The following is a 20674-nucleotide window of genomic DNA, read 5'->3' on the forward strand; positions in this document are numbered from 1 at the left end:
CTCCTTTTACGGGATAATCGCGCTGTTGCCGCCGCAATCAAAACGGCTGTGTTGCAGTGCAATACTCAATAACAAAGACTGGCGGGCAAAGGCTATTGTGCCGGCACTTCCATCCAACAATGATTGAAAAGCGTGTAGCTCAAACATGGAGGGCAAGTACAACCGACGCTGCAAGTCCAATGGATGTATCAGGCAAATCGTCACCACAAACCGACGTTTTTCAAGATACCGGTTAAGCTGGCCTGTCCAGTCTGCTCCCTCCACATCCAGCCGAATCTTAGTCAGAATTTGCGGCACGCCGAATTGGTCAGCCGACCAATCGAAAACACGGTGATTGAGAATGAACGAAAGGCGGCGACGTTCGCCGGCAAAGCCATGAAAGCGAAACCAACCGGCCAATTCATCCACGTCGAAAGGCAGTGCGCCATTAGTTAATTGCTGCGCCGCTTCGGTGAATTCTTCTTTCCCCAACCAGGTCAGATTGGCATTGGCCGCCAGGGTTACCAGGTTATATCGTTTGAGTTTGCTGTATTCTGTTTCGGTCTCGTCAAGAATGCCGCATTGCAGCGGACTGCCGCCGCGAAAACTTTGTGCTTCTTCGACCAGTGGTTTGTAAGTAGCCGACCATTCTTTATAGTCACGGACAGCCTGATTGATGTTAATGTTAAAAACTTCCCAATAGAGCGATTTCAGATTTCGGCGCGTCTGGTTGTAAGTGTCGCGCACAGTGGGCCGACTTAGGGAGCGGTAAACATGCGCGCACTGGATACGGCCGTATTCCTGAGCGTAGCGAGCGAAGGTGTTATGGGATGGATATACATCACGAATTGCTATTGCCAGTTCCTCGCGGTTGTATGTGCCCCCGGAAGTCAATTTGGTCGGGAACAGCCTTTCCAAAATAAAGGGAGGGACAAGAGCATGAGCCTGATAGGTTGTGAAGCCATGTCCGCGGCCATCATTATCATGACGACCCAACCGCCCTAATCGCTGTAGAAACGTTCCAGCATCCCTGCTTTCAAATACCAGGAAATTGATCCGAAAATCCACGCCGACATCCACAGTTGAAGTCGCAATGAGCAAGTCTTTTTCTAGTGAGACTTCCTTAAGGTTGTCGCTGGTTAAACCGGTGTTTAGCGCCACTGAAAACCCTTTTGCGTTCATGAGCGGCGTCAGTTTTGCTTCCAAGCGATAGGCTGTTGCCACGCTATTCACAATAATAGCTCCCTTCGCCGCAGGTCGGTTTTCATGAAAGAAAGGTAGCAAAACATCTTGCCAATTGTTTTCCACCCATTCTTCGATGGGAGAATGGCTAAATGTGATGTCGGTAGCATGAATAATGCGGCGCCAAGAAGTGGGGTCTGGAAGTGTCGAAGTATGTTTATACTCTCCACTAACCTGTCTCACGTGGAATCCCGCCTTTTGTAGATAGTTCAATAGGAGTTCGTCAGGCGTTGCCGATAGAAAGAGAAACCGTTTCGGCTGATGTCCGCTAATCTCCCGCAACAGCAAAAGCGCGTTCACGACTGAAACTATCTGAGGTGTCGAGAAGATGTGGAACTCATCGAAAAGGAAGCGGTCAAAATTGCCGGCAATCTTTCGACCAAAGAGCCAGTCCGGGGCATCATCGCGGCATGTGTAAAAAAATTGCGCCAGGTAATGAAAAATGTCTGGGTTTGTGAGAATGACCTGATTGTTATCCGTGAGAAACTCAATAGCTTGCGATTTGCGCCGTAAGTTATCGGTAGCAATCTTTTCTTCCAAGCGGGCAGCAGTGATACGTTCATGTCGAAAACGTCCACCCCATCTCTGCTTGGTTTCTGGTAATTGCAATTCCTGGTCGCGGGCCAACTCGTTAGTAGGGTACATTGCCAACAATGGAACGGAATGTAGCAAGGTAGGTAAATAAGCGGCAAGGCTCTTACCGTCTCCTGTCATGGCGGTATTGAACACAACGTCGCATTGCTGGTTCTGGGCTGCTAAATAGGTGTTCAATTGATGTGCGGAGAGTTGCCAAGATGCCGGCATTCTCTCTCGCACATCCATTGGTATCTCTGCTTCATTAGCCAATTTGGAATATACCGGCAGCGTTGTAATACTAAACATTCCGCACACGGTCCTTCTCAGAGACCTGACACGTTGTCTGCAGCACCATTCGCCAAGTCATTGTAGAGATAGCTCCGCCCTTCAGACACCAAACTTTTCCCGTCATTGATATCCTATCCTTGTTGCACCAGCTATTCAGTTCTCCCCTGAGCCGAACCCAGGAGACAACGCCATTATACCGCCCACCTACCCCCATAAATGTGGGGGGATTCAAACTCAAACGCCAAACGCCCAAACACTTGCTGCTAGACATTCAAGGGCAAAGACCTTATAATACTTACAGACAATACGTTCCCCGCGTTGCGTCTAATGCCTGGTGACCTGTGCCTCCCTTCGGTATCCATTCCAAAGGTGTAAGCCAGGTAGTGCGGCGAAAGCCCCCCCAGGCTTTTTATTTTTCTAGAACACCCCGTATCTCTCCCCAATCTATTATCTGATCAACTTCTCGTTGACCGCGTTGGACTTGCCAGGCAACCTGGTGAGCCATTGACGATTTGCCTATTTGTGCAAAATACAACTGATGCTTGGCTAATTGATAGCCATGCCGATAAATAAAGCGTAAAACCATCCCCTTAATTTTGGCATCCTGACCCGTATACTCAACATCGACTTTGATATACGTCCCCTCCTTGCTAATCCATGACAGATGCGGCCTTAACAAGATGAACAAGCCAGCCGCGAAAAGTTGATAGCACGCCAAATCATGTGTCTTCCCCACGCTTTTCAAGTAAGCAAAAGCTTCTCGCTTCACATTCGCAGGAATCAGAATAGAACGGTAAAGTTCATCCGCCATGGCCAGGACCGTACTCTGCGCGGTTTGCTCCATCTTAATCGATTGATCTATTTCAAGCATTTGGCTGCATTCTGCAAAGACTTCTTCCCACGAAGAAACTGTGGTATAGTGTTTGCAGAAAATAAATCGGGCAATCCGGTTTACTCACCCCCAACGATAAGGTGACCTCTCTAGGGTGGCCTTCCTCAAACGAGGATAGTTGGGGGTGTTTTCTTGCCCGTGTATGACCAAAGTCCACAAATTTGCCTTGAACTGCTTCTAGCAGGCTGTCGGAAAAATCCGCCCGCTTTTCTTTCCTTCTTTCTTTTTCCGACAAACTGTCAGGTCAAATGATATACGACAAACATGAGCATCTAGACTTTTCCACGCAAACGCCTAAAATAAGTGTGACAGAAACGCCCTTGCGTTGTGTCATTAGACTTGGTGACCTGCGTTCTCCCCCTTGGTAGCCACTCCAGGGAAGTGGGACAGGTAGTGCGGCAAAAGCCGCCCCAAGTCTCTTTATTCCCGATATACGTTCTCCAGCCCGGTCACCAATGCCCGCACCTCCCGCAGCAGTTCCGCGCCTCCCTCTACTACACACTTATCCCCATAATAGAGTAAATTTCTCGCTACATCGAAAACGTCATACGTTTTGCCGGCAACCCGCACCCACCCATCCTCCAATTCCTCCAACCGGGGCGGGTCGATAAACTCCCGCCGTGGCAGCCCCGCGCCGGCGCGCGCCAGCGCGGGCGAGAGGCGATATACCACCTCCTTCGGCTTGCCCAGTGGCCGCACGCTCGACATCTTTTGTGGCAGCACCTTCACCGTTCCCGCTACCATAAAACTCAGGCGGTAGGTAATGTAATCCAGCGGCTCCCAGGCGCCAAGAGGACCGTCGTTCTGCCGGCAATAACCCCGCAGCCGCCAATGTCCTCGTTCACTAAAATAAAAGTCCCACGGCTCCACCACATGATGCCGGGGCCGTTGGTCATCACGGTAAAGGGAAACATAATCGAACTGCAAGAGTTGACGTGCGTTGTAGGCTTCCAGCACGCGCTCCCAAACATCCGGGGAAATGGGTTCGCTATCACGCAGGCGCAAATCCATGCCCGGCTGCAAGCCCCGCATTTTTTGATAGTGACGCTGACGAGATGCCGGCATCCACCCCACCAACACCTCCACCAACCGCCGCACCGGCTCCCAATGCGGCGTTTCCGGATGAAACGTATCCGTCAAAAACGCCAGCGTCTCCAACGCCGTATCCGGCAGATCCAGCAGTGGGCGCTCCCAATCCGTCAGCTCATACCCCTTGCTCCTGGCCACAAACCGCATTTTCACATGGAAATGCGCCCACAAACGACGCTTGTCCTCGTCAAACCGCTTTTGCAACTTCTCCCCCGTCGCATCCCCATACGCATCCGCCCCCTCCCACTCCCGCACCGCCGCCAGAAGCGCCTGCTTACTTGCCGGCCCCTGCTGCAACCGCCGCACCATCGCCAGGCAACGCCGCGCCACATGCCACGTACTCTCCCGCTGATTACTCATTTACCCTCCCTACGGCCCCGACAATTCCCCATCACCCGGCGGGAGCGCCACGCCACCCAACAGCGCGACGCCCCCACCCCTCATACCTCATACCTCAAACCTCATACCTCAAACCTCATACCTCATACCTTCACCGACTCCACCCCCCCGGCAAACTGGCAACCCCGCCCACAATCAATAAAATCACGATCACGACCGTGATCAGGCTGTTGCGAAACTGGGCGGCATCATCACCTCGTTTGCGCCAGCCCGCCGTCGCATGTGCCACGACCGCCGCCAGTAGCATTGTGCCGGCATGTTCAATACGATACATCGGCCATTCACCACTCTGCACCCCCCAGGTAATTAACATAACCAGCCCTAGCGTCACATTCAAATCAACCAGCCCCGCAAACGCCGACATCAAGCCACGATCCGCCGCCTGGAACGGCGTCCGGCGCGTCCAGCCAAGAGCGAACTTCACCATCGCCGCCACGGCCACGATCACGACCAGCCAGCGAATGATGGAATGAATACTAAGCAATGTTGTGAGTACGGTATCCAAGTCTGTATCTCCTTTGGTAACGGCTAACTCCCTCGCGGGCAGAGCTTGTCGAAGTCCTTGTTGCCTTCGACAGACTCAGGCAACGGGCTGAGCCAGTTACCTCCTTTGAAAGTAGTTGATAGTTGACGGTTGACGGTTGTCAGAAGCGCCACCCGTTAGAAAGGACGCAGCGCGTATTCATCCCCCGTCATTCGTCTTTCGTTCTTACACGCCTTGTCCATTTGCACAATGCGGAGTATTTTACTGTATCCGGGCAACCTCGGACAATCACCAACGACCAACCATCAACAGGAACCCCTTATGTTATCAGCACTCGATGCCCTCCAACGTCTTCAAGAAGGAAACCGTCGTTTCGTATCCGGCGTGCGCGGTCTGGACGCCATCATGAGCCAGGCGCGGCGCGGCGATCTCGTCAGCGGCCAGCAGCCCTTTGCCGTCATTCTCGGCTGCTCCGACTCGCGCGTGCCCGTGGAGATCATTTTTGACCAGGGATTGGGAGACTTGTTTGTGATTCGCGTTGCCGGCAACGTTGTGGCCGCCTCCCAGATTGGCAGTATCGAATATGCGGCAACACAGTTTGGCACGCGGCTGGTGGTCGTGTTGGGGCACACCCACTGCGGCGCAGTGCAGGCCACGCTGGCGCAATTGCAGCGCCCCAGCCGCACCCAATCGCGCAATCTGCACTCCATCGTGGACCGAATTCGACCGTCCGTCGAGGAGTTACTGGCGACGGAACTCCGGCACGACCCGGAAGCGCTGATGCAACATGCCGTGCGCGCCAACGTGCGCGTTTCCGCCTACGCGCTGCGCTATGGCTCCGATATTCTGGAGCATCTGATTGAGCATGAAGGGTTAATGGTGGTGGGCGCTGAATACGCGCTGGAAACGGGGGAGGTGACGTTTTTTGAGGGTGTGCCAGCAGAAACAGTCAATGGTTGACTGCTGGTAACTGCTTAGCCCGCTGCCTGAGCCTGTCGCCCGCTGCCTGAGCCTGTCGAAGGCAGCCTGTCGAAGGCAATTTAGGCTTCGACAAGCTCAGCCGACGAGGGGGGTGTTACGACTGTTGTTTAATTTCAGTTGTTTGATTTCAGTGGGCCGTTATCCAGCATGGCCGGGGGGAACTCAATCGTGGCGCGTGCGACGGCCAGGCCGTCTACTTCGGTCACGTTGAAGGTGATGTCGCCGTGGCTGACGGTGTCCGCCACCAGGGGGGGGCGGCCCAGCCAGGTGATGATCAGGCCGCCGATGGTGTCCACGTCCGGCAGATCGTCCTCGTCTCCCAGGTCCAACCCGTATTCGATCAGGTCTTCGACGAGGAAATTGCCGGCAATTTCCAGAAACCCCGGCTCAATCAACTCCAACGGCTCCTTCTCCTGGTCAAACTCGTCCCGCACCTCTCCCACGACTTCTTCGACCAGGTCTTCCAGCGTGACAATGCCGGCAAGACCGCCAAACTCATCCAGCACAATTGCCATGTGCAGCCGCTTGCGCCGGAAATCATCCAGCAGGCCTGACACGTACAACGCCTCCGGCACCGCCGGCGCGGCCCGCACGACCTGACGCAAATCAAACGCGCCAGTCCCGTCCAACTCATACCGCACCAAATCCTTCAAATGCAAAATGCCAATGATGTGGTCCAGGTCATCCTCGTAGACGGGAAAACGGCTGTGGCGGCTCTCCGTCACCAACTGCTTCATCTCCGCGTAGGGCGTGTCGCAAGAAATCGCCTGCACTTTGGTGCGCGGCGTCATCACCTGCCCCACATGCCGGTCGCCAAAATCGAAGATATTGCGGATCATCTCTTCTTCGCTCAAATTCAGCAGCCCATGCTCCGTGCTGGCCTCCACAATCAGCTTGATCTCCTCCGGCGTGTGCAGGCGGTCCTGGCCGCGTGCGGGGGGAATGCGGAACAGGCGCAGCAGCAATGCGCCGATGCCATTGAGGGCGCGCACGGGCAGCGCCATCACGCGCTGAATCACCATCATTGGCGTTGTCACCGTCATAGCGGCGCGCGCGGGGGCGCTGAGGGCAATGGATTTGGGAATCATTTCGCCAACCACAATGTGTACGTAAGTGAGCAAGCTCACGGCAATCAGGTAGCCAATACTGCCGACCAGCGCCGGATCCGGCTCGCCGCCCAGCCATTTTTCCAACAACGGTTCCACCAAATGAGCGATGCGCGGTTCGCCGACCATGCCCAACCCCAGCGAGGCAATGGTGATGCCGACTTGCGCCGTGGCGATATAGCTGTCCTGGCGCGCCGGGGAACTCAGCACGGCCAGCACGCGGCGGGCCGCGCCGCTGCCTTCGCGGGCCTGCTCTTCCATCTGGCTGGCACGCACGCCAATGATGGAAAACTCAGACGCGACGAAAAAGCCGTTGACAAGGACCATGAGGAAAATGATGAGGACAAGCAGGAGGGTAGAGCCGGCGGCGTCCGGCGCGGCGGCGGCGGCGGTGACAAATAGCATCAATCCGGGGAAGCCGGCAGCCAACAGAATTCGTTTACGCATCATCGGCGGCAGCCTCCCATTCGGGGATTCTTTCCATTTGCGCCATCTGCCGCGGAATGGAGATTTCGGCGACGCCCAGGTCGGCCATCTTTTCCACGCGGATGGTCGTGCCATTAACGGTGACTTCTTCGCCGGCTTGGGGCACGCGGCCCAACGTACTCAAGATCAGGCCGCTGAGGGTATCCGCTTCTTCCTCCGGGAGTTTTAGTTGCAGATATTCGTTCACGTCGGCGATGAGCAGGTCGCCGCGCAGATGGTAGCGCCCTTCCGTATCCTCGGTAAACAGGTCTTCTTCGCGGTCAAATTCGTCCTGGAATTCGCCAAATATCTCTTCAATCAGGTCTTCCAGGGTGATCAAACCCGCCGTGCCGCCGTATTCGTCAAAGACGATGACCATGTATTGGCCGGTGCGGCGCAGGGTGTCCCATACTTCGCCGATGGCCATGGTTTCGGGCACATAGGCGACATCGCGGACGATGGATTGGTTGTCGCTGATGCCCTGAGTGTGCAGGAGGAAAAGGTCTTTGACGTGGACAATGCCGGCAATATGGTCCACCGACTCCTGGTATAGCGGAATGCGCGTATAACCCTCGTCAATACATAGGCGCAGCAGATCCTCTACGCTGCTTTCCGCCGGCGCGGCAATCAGCCGCGTGCGATGCACCATCACCTGCCGCGCCGTCAGGTCCCGCAAACGCAGCGTGTTCCGCAGCATCTGGCGCTCCTCATCCTCCAGCAGCCCGCCGCGTGTGCTGGCCGTCACCAAAATCTCGATTTCCTCCGGCGAATGCACCGTGCCATGCTCTTTATGTTCGATGCCCATCAGCTTCAACAGAGCCGTGCCGCTGCCATTAAAAAGCCAGATCAAGGGGCGAAACAGGAACAAGGAGAGGCGCATGGGCGTCACGGTCGCCAGGGCCACGCGCTCCGGATACTGCACGGCTACGGACTTGGGGAACAATTCGCCGATCACGACTTGCAGGGTGGTGATGATCAGCAGGATCACCCAAATGGTGATGGAAAGGGCCAACGCCTCGGCGGCCACGCCCGGGCTGACGTTGATGCCCAGGTCAGGCAGAATCTGGGCCAGGGGCTGAGCCAACCCTTGCGCCAGGACCCGCTGTCCATATGCGCCCAGGGTGAGGGAGGAGACGGTGATGCCTACCTGGCAGGCGGCCACGTAGTCGTCAATGGGTTTGCCGTCCATGATCAGGGGGAGGAGGCGTTGCGCGGCGGTGTTGCCGGCAGCGGCCATCTCCACCAGGCGCGTTTTACGAGACTTGACGGCGGCGAATTCCGCGGAAACGTACAGCGCATTCATGAGTACGAGCAGCGCTACGATCGTTATCGCTGTGACAAAAGACATAGGTTTAGTTACTCAACGGAGACGCGCCGTTTGCGCGGCGGGAGCAGGCCGCCAGCCCGGAAATATCGGCTGCCATGAATGAGGAAAGGCTGGACAACGTCCACGCGGATGGTTGGTCTAATTTAGGGGAAGCAAAACGTTGGGGAGGGTCTGAATCGGGATCGGCTGTGCCGGCATCTTCGCTGAACATGACACTCATATAGTTCGTTCAGAATGAACTCTGGAATTTCCATATAGGGCAACAAAAACTTACTCGAGAGGATTATAAAACACCCCCGGCAATTGGGCAATAATTGAACGCACTCCGCGGCAATCGCATGAATCATGAGCATTTTGCCGACGGACAAGACCCCGGACAACAGCGAAAAGTCGCCCATTCGCCGGCCACACCTGGCGCGATTATCCGAACCTGCCCACCAAGCCGCCCCGCCCGGTTTTGAGTATAATCCTTCCCAGAAGCTGTGTTGAGGGGGAATGACATGATTGACGAGACCCCTTTAGCCTGAAATTGAGCTTCCGCGAAGGTAATAATCAAAATATGTTACTCATCCTCTCCCACGAAAATGGCGATTTTGACGCCATCGCCTCGCAGTTCGCGGCGCATAAACTGTTTCCTGAAGGCGTCCCCATCCTGCCCCGGCGCGTGAATCGGAACGTGTACCAGTTTCTGGCGCTCTACGGCGGCTCCTTTGGTTTTGTCCGCATGGAGGATTGGCGGCGGCGGAAGGTGGATGAGGTGGTGCTGGTGGATACACAGTCGCTGCCGAATGTGCGCGGCGTGAAGTCGGATGTGAGCGTGCGCGTTTTCGACCATCATGTGCCGGGGAAAATGCCGGCATCCTGGGCCATCCACTACCAATCCGTTGGTGCCACTACCACCATCCTCACCGAAATGCTGCAATCCGCCGGCTTCACCCTCTCCCCCGAAGAAGCCTCCCTCCTCCTGCTTGGCATCCACGAAGACACCGGCTCCCTCACTTACGACACCGCCACCGCCCGCGACGCCCAGGCCGCCGCCTGGCTCATGTCCCAGGGCGGCCAGCTCAACATCGTGCGCCGTTTCCTGGACATCCCCCTCACCGAGGCGCAACAAACCCTCTACGCCCGCCTGCAGGCCAGCGCGGAATGGCTCACCCTGGAAGGGCAAAGCATTCTCCTCGCCACCGCCCAGGCCCCGCCCCACTTTGACGACGAAATATCCAGCGTCGCCCATCGCATGAGAGACGCGCTCGTTCCCGATAGCCTCCTCGTGCTTGTCGAGCTGACCCAGCACGTACAGCTCGTCGCCCGCGGCAGTACCGACCAGATCGACGTGGGCGCGTTGGCCGCCGCGCTGGGTGGCGGCGGCCACAGCCGCGCCGCGGCGGCCATGATCATGGATGCCACCCTGGCGCAGGCGCGCGAGAAAGTCATCGCCCTGCTGCCCCACGTGGTCAAACCCATGGTGAAAGTTTCCCAACTGATGTCGCATGGCGTCAGCACCGTTTCCGTGGCGACCAGCGTCGCCGATGCCGCCGAACGAATGCAGCGCCTCGGCCACGAAGGGTATCCGGTCGTGGACGACGAGGGCCAGATCGTCGGCCTGCTCACGCGGCGCGCCGTAGACCGGGCCATGAACCACAAGCTCAGCGACCTCACCGTGCATCAGGTCATGCGCGCCGGCCATGTCGTCGTCCATCCCGATGACAGTGTGGCGCGGGTGCAGCAGTTGATGATCGCCGAAGGATGGGGCCAGATTCCCGTCGTCGCCGATACACCGGCGGCGGAATTGCTGGGCATCGTCACCCGCACCGACCTGCTCAACCAACTGTCGCAGCCCGTCCAACCCACGCGCCAACCGGATATGCGCCGCCTGATGGCCGAGATTTTGCGGCCCGCCGTGTGGCAGATGGTGCAGGCGATCAGCCGCGTGGCCGCCCTGCAAGGTGTTTCGCTCTATTTCGTAGGCGGGCTGGTGCGCGATTTACTACTGGAAAAGCCCGCCGTGGACATCGACATGGTCGTGGAAGGGGATGCCATTGCGTTGGTGCAGGCGTTGCAGGCCCGCTTTGGCGGCGATGTGCGCACGCATACGCGCTTTGGCACGGCCAAGTGGCTCACGGATGCCCACGTTTGGCAGGCCGTCGCGCCCAACCTGACGCAAGATGGCGTGCCCGATACGGTCGATTTTGTTACGGCGCGGACGGAGTTTTACGCCCGACCGACGGCGCTGCCGGAAGTGGCGCGTAGCTCCATCAAGTTGGACCTGCACCGGCGCGACTTCACGATTAACACCCTGGCGGTGCGTCTCGACGGGGCGCACCTGGGGCAGTTGCTGGATTTCTACGGGGGGCAGCGGGACCTGGAGAACAAGCTGATCCGCGTGCTGCATAGCCTCAGCTTCATTGACGACCCGACGCGCATTTTGCGGGCGGCTCGGCTGGAGCAGCGGCTCGGCTTTACCATTGAGGAGCGCACGGCGGAGCTGATCGGCGATGCGCTGCCCATGTTGGCGCGCATCACGGGGGACCGGATTCGCCACGAACTGGATCTGGCCTTGCAAGAGGCGGCCCCGGAACGGGCACTGGCGCGGTTGGGGGAGTTGGGCGTCTTGCGGGCGTTGCACCCGCAGTTGCGCTGGCATCCAGAGACGGCGGTGGCATTTGATTGCGCCCTGGCGCTTTACCAGGACCCCCGGTGGGAGTCAGAGCTGCGTTCCGGTGATCAGGTGGTCATTTACTTTATTCTCTGGTTGCTCCCGCTGCCCCTGGCGGTACAGCGGGCGCTAATGCAGCGGCTGCGCGTGCGCAAAACAACACAAGAGGATGTGGAAAATGCCGGCACGCTTTTGCGCGCCCTCCCCCAACTTCCCCCGAACAGCCCGCCCAGCGAGGCGGCGCGTCTCATTCGCCCCCACGCCAACCGCGCGCGCGTTCTGGCGGCGGCGCTGGCTGCCTCGCAGGCGGCGGGCGAACGAGAGGCAGCGCGGCTAATTGGACGTTATCAGCAGGTATGGCGGCACGTCACCCCCGCGCTGAACGGGAATGATCTGGCGCAAATGGGCATTGAACGGGGGCCGGTTCTGGGCGCGCTGTTGCAGCGCCTGCTGGCGGCGCGTTTGGATGGTCTGATTGAGGATGCCGCCGGCGAAAGGGAGATGGTGCGGGCGTTCCTGGCGCGGCAGTCAGCGGAGCCGGGAGACACCGCATGAATGAGCGCCCGTCTTAGTCTGAAGACAGGAGGCGGCTGATTTCCCGCGCGCGCGTGGCGATCTGGTCGGCGGTTTCGGCGCAGGCAGCGGGGTGGGGCCGCGGCACGTCGATGAGCCAGCCTTCCGCCTCCGCCAGCGCCTGGTAGACCAGGCGCAGCCACTGTTGGGCTTCGCTGGGGGGGTGGCCTAATTGGGCCAATGTCTTTTCCGCCTGGATGGTGTGCTGGCGCAGGTGGGCGTCAAAGCGGTGCAGGCGAAAGGAGACGGGGATGTCTTCTTCTTCCCACCACCAGGTTGGGGTCGCCAACTGCGCCGCGCTCAGGCCACCCAGGTCGCGCAGAATGCGGTCGTGCAGGGCGCTGAAGGCGTCCATGATGGCCGGCAGATCCGCTTCGCTCAAAAAGGCTTCCATTTCGTCATCGTTTCCGAGCAGGCTTCTGCCGAATTCTGGCGGCGATTCGCGCGGGTCGCCGGGGGCGCGGGTGAGGGCGTACTGGATTTGGTTGAAGAAGGCGCGATTGGCGAACAGCATGTGACCCAGGATGATGCGCAGGGGCCACTCTTCGGGGGCGGGGCGGGTGTCTAGCAGGGTGGGGGCCACGCCGATGAGGATGGCTTGCAGGTCGCGGAAGGCGGCGTGGAATTGGGAGAGGGGGTGCTGCGCGGGGGGACGATGCCGGCATTCCTCTCCCAACATCACCGCCAATGCCCGCAACTCATGATAACTGCCGATCAGCGCAAAACGCACCCCCTCATCGTGATACAACCATTTCCATTCTCGATTAAGATCCGCTTCACGCAACCCCTGCATGACCTGAGTGAGCTGCTGTACGGCTTCATAAAGCATCATGAGGGACTCCTTCGAAAATAACCTTCCCGGAAGCTCGGTCACGGATGATGGCCCTGGGGAACAGCTTCCGGGAAGGTGGTCGTGAATAGTACTGCGATTATTTTCATCCATTGCGGCGTTGGTATTTGCGGAGACTGCGCCAGTTTATCTCCACTAAAAACTGGAAAGCGTTCCCTGCCCGTTTCCGCCGCGCCATTCGCTGCTGGCGAGGAAGGCCATCGCCTCGTCCGCGGAGCCATCCATGTAGATATTCAGGCGACGGTTGGCCGTTTCGCGGGCCACGTCGATGACGCGCAGATAAGGATCGAGCGCGCCGTCCGGCGGTGACAGCTTCACCAGTTGATTGGGGGAGTTGCGGAAAAAGGCCCAATCGAAGTTGCTGCGGGGGTCTTCCAGGTGCAGTGGTAGCGAATGGATGCCGGCCTCCACCAGGTCCTGGAAGAAATGGGTTCCATAGGAAAGGTCGGGGACGCCATCTTCCATCAACACAGACATTTCGATCAGCACCTTTGTGTTGTGAATGTCCGCGTAGGTGACGCGCACGCCCAGCTCCAGGTTGGCGCTGCCCCAGCGTCCCGGTCCCATAATGATGAAGGATTCATGCTCCAGCCGCGTGTTGAGGCGACCGATGGCCCGCCCCAACTCCAGCTTGATCGTCTGGCTGGGAATCTGCCGGTAGAGAATGGGATCGACAAAGATAACGTAACGTATGCCTTCGACCTTGCCGTCGGGGACCAGGTTGAATGTGCTAAACAGGATGTCACCGGCGGGGATGTCCCTGGGGATGGACACCTCGCCGCCGCTGGCGCGCTGGCTCAGGGGGCGACATTGCAGCACATGCAGCTTGTAGTCGGGGTAGGGGTAGTTGGGGATGATGTCGATGGTGAATTCAATGTCCACGGGCGTGCCGTAGCTCTGCTCCAGGCGGATGAGGGCGCTGCGCATCAGGCGCACGAATTTTTGATCTTTGGTGAGGTAGTCAAAGGTAAGGACGGCGTCTTCTACGTCGGTAATGGAACCGGTGGAGAGGTAATTCTGGAGATAGCCATCTTTGTGGACGGAGGCGACGTAGCGTAAATCGGGGAAGTCGGTGGCGATGACGTCGGCGATGGGCAGGCTGCGTAGATCGTTTTGCTCCAGGTCAATCACGTCGATGTAGTGCTGTGAGTATTGGCGGATGGCTTTGGGCGTGGTTTCGGGGCGCAGGCGGGGGTGGCTGAGGGCGATCATGCGCGGGTAGTCGCGGTCTACGCGGTCCACGGCGCGTGTGCCCATGCCCAGAACCAGGCGCAGGAAGCCATCTTCGCGGCGGATTTTCTTGTTCCAGCGAAATGGGTTCTGGCTGAAGCCGACGCCGGCGAGGCTGGGGTAGAAGTAGCGGCCATGACGTCTGCCACGCACGCGCTGGATGAGGATGGCCATGCGTTCGTCGTAGTCGATGAGGTCGTGGCGACGGCGGTAGAGGATGGCGTCTGGGTTGAGGGTGCTGGCGTAGACGCGCTTGATGTTGCTGAGGAGGTCATGCAGGTTTTCGTCCGGGCTTCCCTGGTTGGGGCAGAAGTAGCTGTTGTATTTGCCGGCAAAAGCGTTGCCAAAATTATCTTCCAACAGACTGGAAGACCGCACGATCAGGGGCGAATCCCCCATGGCCTCCAGCACCGTTCGCAGGCTGCTGACAATGGCATCGGGGAACTCCCCCTCCAGGTGCGCCTGCACCACTTGCGGATAATCGGTGCGGATTTCCTGGATTGCGCGGTACTTCTGCGTCATCAAGTGATCCAGATTGTTCAGCGTGCGGAATTCGTAGATCACGTCCGTTCCCAGGAAGTAGGAGTCAGGAATCTCAATGCTTTCGCTGATGTCCGGGCCATAATCTGGGCTTTGTTGCCGCAGGATCTTCCAGGCCAACAGCATCCCGGCGGCTTTGCCGCCGATTTTGCCGCCGCCAATACGGCGCAAGAAAATGCGGTGCAGGTCTTCTATAGTAAAGACCTTTTTGGCGACGCCAATGTAGCGCAGTTGCTCGCTGACCATCCCTTTCAGCAGCACCACCTTGATCTCTTCCAGATGATGCTTGTACTGCTCGCGCTCCCCTGGTTCCAGTTCCTCGTACAATTTGCCCTGGCGGAAGAGCATTTCCCAGGGGGCCAGTTCAGGATTGAAACGGAGCGCGCGCGAGCCGACGTCGGTGTGCTGGTGGGTGAGGACTTCGTAAACGATGTCTTCGAAGACTTGCGGGGGGAAGTTGTGCGCGAAGGTGAAGTCGGTATGAAAATCGCGGATACGATTTTTCCGCTGCTCCCAGACCGTGGCCGGTTCCTGGTGGAAGGGGTCGTGCAGACCTTCGGTTTTCTGCGATTCGATGGCCTTTTTTTTGACTTCTTCTTCAAAAGCCTCTTCCGTGATCATCCCGCGCGCAAACAACTCTTCGCGCATGCGTGTGCGAATGCGGTCGGCCAGGATGGGGTACTGGGCCAATTTGATGTAGATGTCTAGGGTGGGCGTCTTGGTGCGTATGGACCTACCTGCCATAAAAGGGATACCTCCGCGACCATTATAGCAGAAGTCGGTGGGGGAGACTGCGAGGAATATGGGCCATGAGGCCTTCCCGGAAGCTTGATTTCCGGCCCAGAGCGTCTCGTCGTGGTAACGACTTGGGGCGCGTCTGTTTAGGATTGGAAATAGTAACGACGAACGTTCTCTGCCGCGAAGGGGTTGGTGTTTCCGGGCGTTTGGTTTAAGATTCAGTTTGCTTCAATGCCAAACCGGACCCCAAAAAAAGGTGGGTTGTGCGTCTAATGGTTTAGGACGGAATAAAAGTAGGCAATGCCGGCATATGAGCAATAACGACAACCTGGTGCAACGATGCCAACAAGGCGAACTGGCCGCCTTCAGCGAACTGTTTCGCATCCATGAGGTGCGCATCTATCGCCTGGCGCTGGTCATCCTGGGCAACGAAGAAGATGCGGAAGACGCCGTACAGGACGCCTTCATCCGCATTCTGGAGCGAATCAAAAGCTACCGTGGCGATTCCTCCTTTGAAACGTGGATGACGCGCCTCGTTGTCAACCTCTGCCGCGACAAACTGCGCCGCCTGAAGGTGCGGCACGCCCTCTCGCTGGACTGGATTCGTGGCCTGGCCAGCGACCACAACTTGCCCCGCGAGCTGGACGAGCGCATGGAGCGGCAGCGGTTGTGGGGCATGGTGAGCCAACTGGACGATAAGTATCGTCTGCCCGTCATTTTGCGCTACCACGAGAATCTGTCCTGTGATGAAATTGCCGCGATTTTGAATGTACGCACCACCACTGTCTATGCCCGTCTGAATACGGCCAGGCAACGCTTGCGTGACATGGCTCAGGATGGGCAGTTGGCGGAGAAGGTTGAAGCCGGGTATGTGGGTTGAGCGCCTGCGAAATTGGTTGATGAATAGAATATGGCGCGGGGATGGGGTGGTAGGATGCCGGCATGTACGCGCCCACCTAACCGCCTACCAATACAACGCCCTCTCCCCCCGTCAAAAAGCGGTCATTGCCCGTCACCTGGATCAGTGCGACGATTGCCGCCAACGCCTGAGCGACGGCCAAAACCTGGAGCAAGAACTGCGCTGGGAGGCCATCCGCGGTCGCGCCGTCCTCACCCCCGCCGCCTCTGCCCGCATCCAGGAAGCCGTCTACCGCCGCATGAGGCGCGCCCTATTCTTGCAGCGCACCTGGCGGCTGGCCGGGCAATTCGCCAGCCTCTCCATCACGCTCCTCCTCATGATCACCGTCTTCTTCTTTGCGCGGCAGGTTCCCGGCTACACGGGCGGCGATGTCACCGCGGAAAGCCCGGCCAGTGGCCTGGAAGTGGAGCAAGCGCCGACGGTGGTTCCCGTGCCCGATGCCGTGATAATGCCGGCATCCACCCGCGCCCCCATCATCCCCACTCCCCCCATCCGACACGGCCTGGAACTGCCGCCGGACGACCTGGCGGCAGTCGTCGTGCAAGCCGCGCTGGATGGGAATAATGCGCTACTGACCCGTATTTATGGCAATGCCAGCCACCGCGAGGCCATCGTGCGTGTTTGGGACAACATCACCCGCTGCGGCAGCGAATTGGCCGCCAACGACCTGGCCTACGAAGTCTACCCGCGCAGTCGGCCCGGACTCGTGCGCGTGGACCTCCTCAAAGATGGGCGCAACGTCGGCGAATTGAAAATGCGCTTCCAGGAGGGCGAATGGCGCATCTTTTTCACCCGCTACCCCAACACCTACGCTCTGGGCGGATGTAACCAGAGGAATAATCACTGAAAAAACCGGGTTTTTTGATTGTCCGGCGGAAATTACCAGAGTGGTTCATGTGTAAAAACCCGGTTTTTGGCCTTTTTTCAGAAGAGTCAATGGTGCTGGGCGAGACTGTTTCATTAACCATTCACGAATTCACCAATTGACCGTTAATCCCGTTCCCATGAATTTTCTCCGCTTCATCCTCCGCCGCGCCGCTTTCCACTGGCAAATTCTCGTCACGCTGGGCCTGGGTGTCGTCCTCTCCACCGGCCTGCTCGCCAGTGGCCCGCTGCTGGTGAACACGGTCGTGGAGTTTGGCCTGCGCAATACCCTCACCACGGGGGACGCCCTCACGCGCAGCCTGCGCATCAGCGTCTTTTCCGCCAGTTCGTCATCGGCGGATTACGCGGCGCTGAATGACCAGGTCAATAACGTGGTGCAGCGCCGCTTTGCCTCTTACCTGGACCAGGTGGTTCCGCAGGCCGGCACAAGCTGGCTCTTCCCCTGGTTCGAGAACAACGTGGTGGAGACGGACCGCGTCAACGTCAGCTATGATGGGGCGCTGGAGGGAGAGACAGAGTTGGTGGAAGGGGTATTCCCCGGCGACCCGGTGGTGGATGAGCAGACGATTGCCGTGGCTATTGGCGAGGAGATGGCGAACGCATACGATTTGCAGGTGGGGGACCGCCTGCCGCTCAGCCGGAATCGCAGCGCGGAAGAACCGGAATTGTGGTTGGAAATTGCCGGCATTGTCCGCCCCCGCAACCCCCGTGATCCCTACTGGTCCGGCTCCCTCAATCCCCTGCGCTCACACCCCGACGAACGCTGGCGCGCCCAATTCAACGCCTTTGTTCCCGCCGACCAATTCTTCGCCATCGCCGAAAAATACTTCCCCGGCGGACGTGCCGAACTGTACTGGAACGTCCTCTTTAATCCGGCGACCATCTCCGTCGCCGACATCCCCTTGCTGCGTTCGCGCCTCGACGGCTTTATCTTCGACCTGCTGGACATCACGCCTACGCACCCCGTGATCACCACCAACCTCAGCGACGTGCTTGCCAGCTTCGCCGCCCAATCAGAAGCGGTGCGCGCGCCGCTGCTCCTGCTCACGGCGGAAGTCGTGCTTCTGGCCCTTTATTACGTGATTATGGTTGCCGCCCTCTCCGTGAAGCAGGTGGAGCGAGAGTTTGCCGTACTCCGCAGCCGCGGCGCGTCCGGCAGCCAGATTTTTCGCATCCAGACGGGCGAGGCCCTCCTCATCAGTGGTGTTGCCTTCTTCAGCGGCCCTGTTCTGGGGGCGGCGCTGGTGCGCGCGCTGGGGTTCCTGGGGCCGCTGCGGGACGTGAGCCAGGGAAGCTGGAATCTTACCCTCAGCCAGGCGGCATGGCTGGCTGCCGGCATTGGCACGCTGGCCTGTCTCTCCGGTCTGTTGCTGCCCGTTGGCCCCGCCTTGCGCCGCAGCATCGTCACCCACACCCAATCCGTCACCCGCGAAAATCGCCCCCCCCTATGGCAACGTTTCTACCTCGACGTGTTCCTGCTCGTTGGTGGCCTCATCCTCCTCTGGCGGCTGCGCCTCTACGGCGGCATCATCGGCAGCGGTGGCGGCGCGCGCATCGACTGGCTGCTGCTCCTCTCGCCGCTCGCTTTGCTCCTGGGGACGGGCACCATCTTGCTGCGCATCTTCCCCCTGGTGCTGCGCTTTGGCGCGGCCCTGGCCGCGCGTGGACGCGGTCTGCCCACGGCGCTGGCGATGTGGCAAACCTCGCGCAATCCCACGCATGTGGCGCGCCTGGTGCTGCTGCTGACGCTGGCGATGTCCCTGGGGCTGCTCTCCACGGGCATCAATGCCACCCTCGACCTGAGCGAACTGGAGCGGGCAGAGTACGCGACCGGCAGCGACGTGCGCCTGGATTCGACTTTTGTGCTGCCCATGGAGTCGCTGCAGGCGATGCCCCTCGTCGCGGCCAGCAGCACCGCCTTCCGCACCACGGGGTCGGTGGCGCGGGGGCGCGCCTTTGGTCGCTTTGATTTGTGGGCGATTGATCCCATCACCTACGGCGGATTGACGACCTTCCGCGACGATTTCGCGGCGCAGCCCATGCCCGCGCTGCTGGATGAACTGGCTCGGGGCGGTCCAACGCCGCATCCGGTGTTGCCGCTGCCCGGCCAACCATTGCGCCTGGGTGTTTGGGTCTGGTCCGGCCCCGACGATGGCGAGGATACGGGCTTCAGCGCGCTCCGTGGCGATAGCAACCTGGACCGCATTGGTCTGGAGGCGCGGTTGCAAACGGCGGGCGGGCAGATGATCCAGGTGAAGCTGCTGCCGTCGGAGACGGGGGGGTATCCGGCGGATGGTTGGCGTTATTTTTCCGGTAGCGTGCCGGCACAAAGTGAACTGGCTTACCCGCTGTCGTTGCACTCTTTCTGGTTTGCCAACCGCACGCGCCGCGAACAGGGGAATTTTGGCGGTTTCCTTTCGGCGACGATGCAGTTGGCGCTGGATGACTTGACCGTGGTGGACCGGAGCAGCGGCGACACGATTATTGCCGATGGCTTCGATGATATTCGGGAGGTGTGGTACGCTACGGGCGAATCGACGACGGCGTATAGTCTGAATTTTGTGCGCGCGGGACGGGGGCGGTTGGGGCTGCAACTGATCTACATTGATCCGGGGGCGGTGGTGCGGGTGTCGCTGATTGGGGGAGAGGAGGTGCGGGGGGCAATGCCGGCATTAGTCAACCAAACCTTCCGCAACATCACCGACATCCAGGTAGGCGACATCGTGCGCGCCACCGTCGCCTCCGAACCCATAGAATTCCAGATCAAGGGTATCGTCAACTACTTCCCCACCCTCTACGACGACCTGGAAACCGGCTACCTCATCACCCAACGGGACCAGCTTCTCAATTATCTTAACGACATCAAAACCCGCCCCGTCAATCCCAACGAACTCCTCCTGAAACTCCAGGATGGAGCAGACGTAGACGCCACCGTCGCCCAGGCGCTGGAAATTGCCCCCGACATCTCCGATGTGCATACCATCGCCGCCACCCGTGCTATCATCAAGGCCGATCCCATGTCCCTTGGTTTACGTAGCGTCACCTTCTTCGGCTACGTCATCACCACCATCCTCAGCCTCGTCGGCTTTGCCACCCACTTCTACCTCAGCGCCCGCCAGCGCGAAGCCGTCTATGCCGTGCTGCGCTCCATTGGTATGGCCGCGCGGCAGTTGTACACCATGCTCGTGCTGGAACAAGTCGTCCTCATTCTCTTTGGTCTGGCCCTGGGGACCCTGCTGGGCGTCGTTTTGAACCAGATCACCCTGCCTGGCCTGCCTATCACCCTGGGAGACACCCTGCCTATTCCCCCGTTCATTCCTCGCAGTGACTGGCTGGCCGTGGGCCGCATCTACCTTGTGCTCGCGGTGGGCTTCCTCACGGCATTGGGCATTGCCACCTGGCTCCTCTGGCGGCGCAAGCTGCACCGCATCCTGCGCATCGGCGAAGAGTAGAAT

At 58.9% G+C, this 20674-nt stretch carries 14 protein-coding genes; 5 read left to right on the top strand and 9 right to left on the bottom strand.

Annotated elements, in window-relative coordinates; translation table 11 throughout:
• Positions 1–6: 6 nt before the first annotated feature.
• The 4 genes from cas3 to H6650_15720 form a co-directional block, all read right to left on the bottom strand.
• Entirely contained in the window at positions 7–2103 is a 2097-nt protein-coding gene (cas3, locus tag H6650_15705; protein ID MCB8953452.1) for a type I-D CRISPR-associated helicase Cas3', read from the bottom strand.
• Between the two features lie 391 nt (positions 2104–2494).
• Positions 2495–2956: a hypothetical protein gene (locus tag H6650_15710; GenBank protein MCB8953453.1), complete on the bottom strand. Its 462-nt coding sequence runs from the start codon at positions 2954–2956 to the stop codon at positions 2495–2497.
• Between the two features lie 441 nt (positions 2957–3397).
• The gene (locus H6650_15715; protein ID MCB8953454.1) at positions 3398–4426 is read right to left on the bottom strand and encodes a WYL domain-containing protein; all 1029 of its coding nucleotides are present in this window, start codon (positions 4424–4426) and stop codon (positions 3398–3400) included.
• A 130-nt stretch (positions 4427–4556) separates the two neighbouring features.
• Positions 4557–4970: a hypothetical protein gene (locus H6650_15720; GenBank protein ID MCB8953455.1), complete on the bottom strand. Its 414-nt coding sequence runs from the start codon at positions 4968–4970 to the stop codon at positions 4557–4559.
• 300 nt (positions 4971–5270) lie between these two features.
• On the opposite strand from H6650_15720, the gene H6650_15725 reads away from it, so the two are divergent.
• Positions 5271–5909 (top strand): carbonic anhydrase, encoded by a 639-nt coding sequence (locus H6650_15725; GenBank protein MCB8953456.1) that lies wholly within the window; start codon positions 5271–5273, stop codon positions 5907–5909.
• Between the two features lie 134 nt (positions 5910–6043).
• Here H6650_15725 and H6650_15730 read toward each other — a convergent pair whose 3' ends face one another.
• From H6650_15730 to H6650_15740, 3 genes are read right to left on the bottom strand one after another with little or no spacing between them, the layout of a single operon-like run.
• A complete protein-coding gene (locus tag H6650_15730; protein MCB8953457.1) occupies positions 6044–7486 on the bottom strand; it encodes an HlyC/CorC family transporter in 1443 nt (480 codons plus the stop codon).
• On the bottom strand, positions 7476–8849 hold the full coding sequence (locus tag H6650_15735) for an HlyC/CorC family transporter (protein ID MCB8953458.1): 1374 nt from the start codon (positions 8847–8849) through the stop codon (positions 7476–7478). Before H6650_15735 ends, H6650_15730 begins: the two co-directional genes overlap by 11 nt.
• A 4-nt stretch (positions 8850–8853) precedes the next feature.
• Positions 8854–9048 carry a hypothetical protein gene (locus tag H6650_15740; protein ID MCB8953459.1) on the bottom strand — a complete coding sequence of 65 codons (195 nt, stop codon included), beginning with the start codon at positions 9046–9048 and terminating at the stop codon, positions 8854–8856.
• A 339-nt stretch (positions 9049–9387) separates the two neighbouring features.
• Between H6650_15740 and H6650_15745 the strand changes: the two genes are divergently transcribed.
• The gene (locus tag H6650_15745; GenBank protein MCB8953460.1) at positions 9388–12039 is read left to right on the top strand and encodes a CBS domain-containing protein; all 2652 of its coding nucleotides are present in this window, start codon (positions 9388–9390) and stop codon (positions 12037–12039) included.
• A gap of 13 nt (positions 12040–12052) precedes the next feature.
• Here the strand turns inward: H6650_15745 and H6650_15750 are convergent, their stop codons facing one another.
• Together H6650_15750 and H6650_15755 are read right to left on the bottom strand one after the other, a co-directional pair.
• Positions 12053–12889 (bottom strand): DinB family protein, encoded by an 837-nt coding sequence (locus tag H6650_15750; GenBank protein ID MCB8953461.1) that lies wholly within the window; start codon positions 12887–12889, stop codon positions 12053–12055.
• Between the two features lie 153 nt (positions 12890–13042).
• The gene (locus H6650_15755) at positions 13043–15421 is read right to left on the bottom strand and encodes a PEP/pyruvate-binding domain-containing protein (GenBank protein MCB8953462.1); all 2379 of its coding nucleotides are present in this window, start codon (positions 15419–15421) and stop codon (positions 13043–13045) included.
• 304 nt (positions 15422–15725) lie between these two features.
• On the opposite strand from H6650_15755, the gene H6650_15760 reads away from it, so the two are divergent.
• From H6650_15760 to H6650_15770, 3 genes are all read left to right on the top strand, one after another.
• Positions 15726–16295 (top strand): sigma-70 family RNA polymerase sigma factor, encoded by a 570-nt coding sequence (locus H6650_15760; GenBank protein MCB8953463.1) that lies wholly within the window; start codon positions 15726–15728, stop codon positions 16293–16295.
• Between the two features lie 19 nt (positions 16296–16314).
• Positions 16315–17181, top strand: a complete 867-nt coding sequence (locus H6650_15765) for a zf-HC2 domain-containing protein (GenBank protein MCB8953464.1) — start codon at positions 16315–16317, stop codon at positions 17179–17181.
• 136 nt (positions 17182–17317) lie between these two features.
• Entirely contained in the window at positions 17318–20671 is a 3354-nt protein-coding gene (locus H6650_15770; protein MCB8953465.1) for an ABC transporter permease, read from the top strand.
• Positions 20672–20674 lie beyond the last annotated feature (3 nt).

This window comes from Ardenticatenales bacterium, from assembly GCA_020634515.1.
Classification (GTDB): Bacteria; Chloroflexota; Anaerolineae; order Promineifilales; family Promineifilaceae; genus JAGVTM01.

Excerpts from the sequence above, each read along its gene's own strand:
- H6650_15760 (MCB8953463.1), top strand. The coding sequence starts at position 15,726 with ATGAGCAATAACGACAACCTGGTGCAACGATGCCAACAAGGCGAACTG.
- cas3 (MCB8953452.1), bottom strand. The coding sequence starts at position 2,103 with ATGTTTAGTATTACAACGCTGCCGGTATATTCCAAATTGGCTAATGAA.
- H6650_15745 (MCB8953460.1), top strand. The coding sequence starts at position 9,388 with ATGTTACTCATCCTCTCCCACGAAAATGGCGATTTTGACGCCATCGCC.
- H6650_15740 (MCB8953459.1), bottom strand. The coding sequence starts at position 9,048 with ATGAGTGTCATGTTCAGCGAAGATGCCGGCACAGCCGATCCCGATTCA.
- H6650_15765 (MCB8953464.1), top strand. The coding sequence starts at position 16,315 with ATGAATAGAATATGGCGCGGGGATGGGGTGGTAGGATGCCGGCATGTA.
- H6650_15755 (MCB8953462.1), bottom strand. The coding sequence starts at position 15,421 with ATGGCAGGTAGGTCCATACGCACCAAGACGCCCACCCTAGACATCTAC.
- H6650_15715 (MCB8953454.1), bottom strand. The coding sequence starts at position 4,426 with ATGAGTAATCAGCGGGAGAGTACGTGGCATGTGGCGCGGCGTTGCCTG.
- H6650_15730 (MCB8953457.1), bottom strand. The coding sequence starts at position 7,486 with ATGATGCGTAAACGAATTCTGTTGGCTGCCGGCTTCCCCGGATTGATG.
- H6650_15725 (MCB8953456.1), top strand. The coding sequence starts at position 5,271 with ATGTTATCAGCACTCGATGCCCTCCAACGTCTTCAAGAAGGAAACCGT.
- H6650_15750 (MCB8953461.1), bottom strand. The coding sequence starts at position 12,889 with ATGATGCTTTATGAAGCCGTACAGCAGCTCACTCAGGTCATGCAGGGG.
- H6650_15710 (MCB8953453.1), bottom strand. The coding sequence starts at position 2,956 with ATGCTTGAAATAGATCAATCGATTAAGATGGAGCAAACCGCGCAGAGT.
- H6650_15735 (MCB8953458.1), bottom strand. The coding sequence starts at position 8,849 with ATGTCTTTTGTCACAGCGATAACGATCGTAGCGCTGCTCGTACTCATG.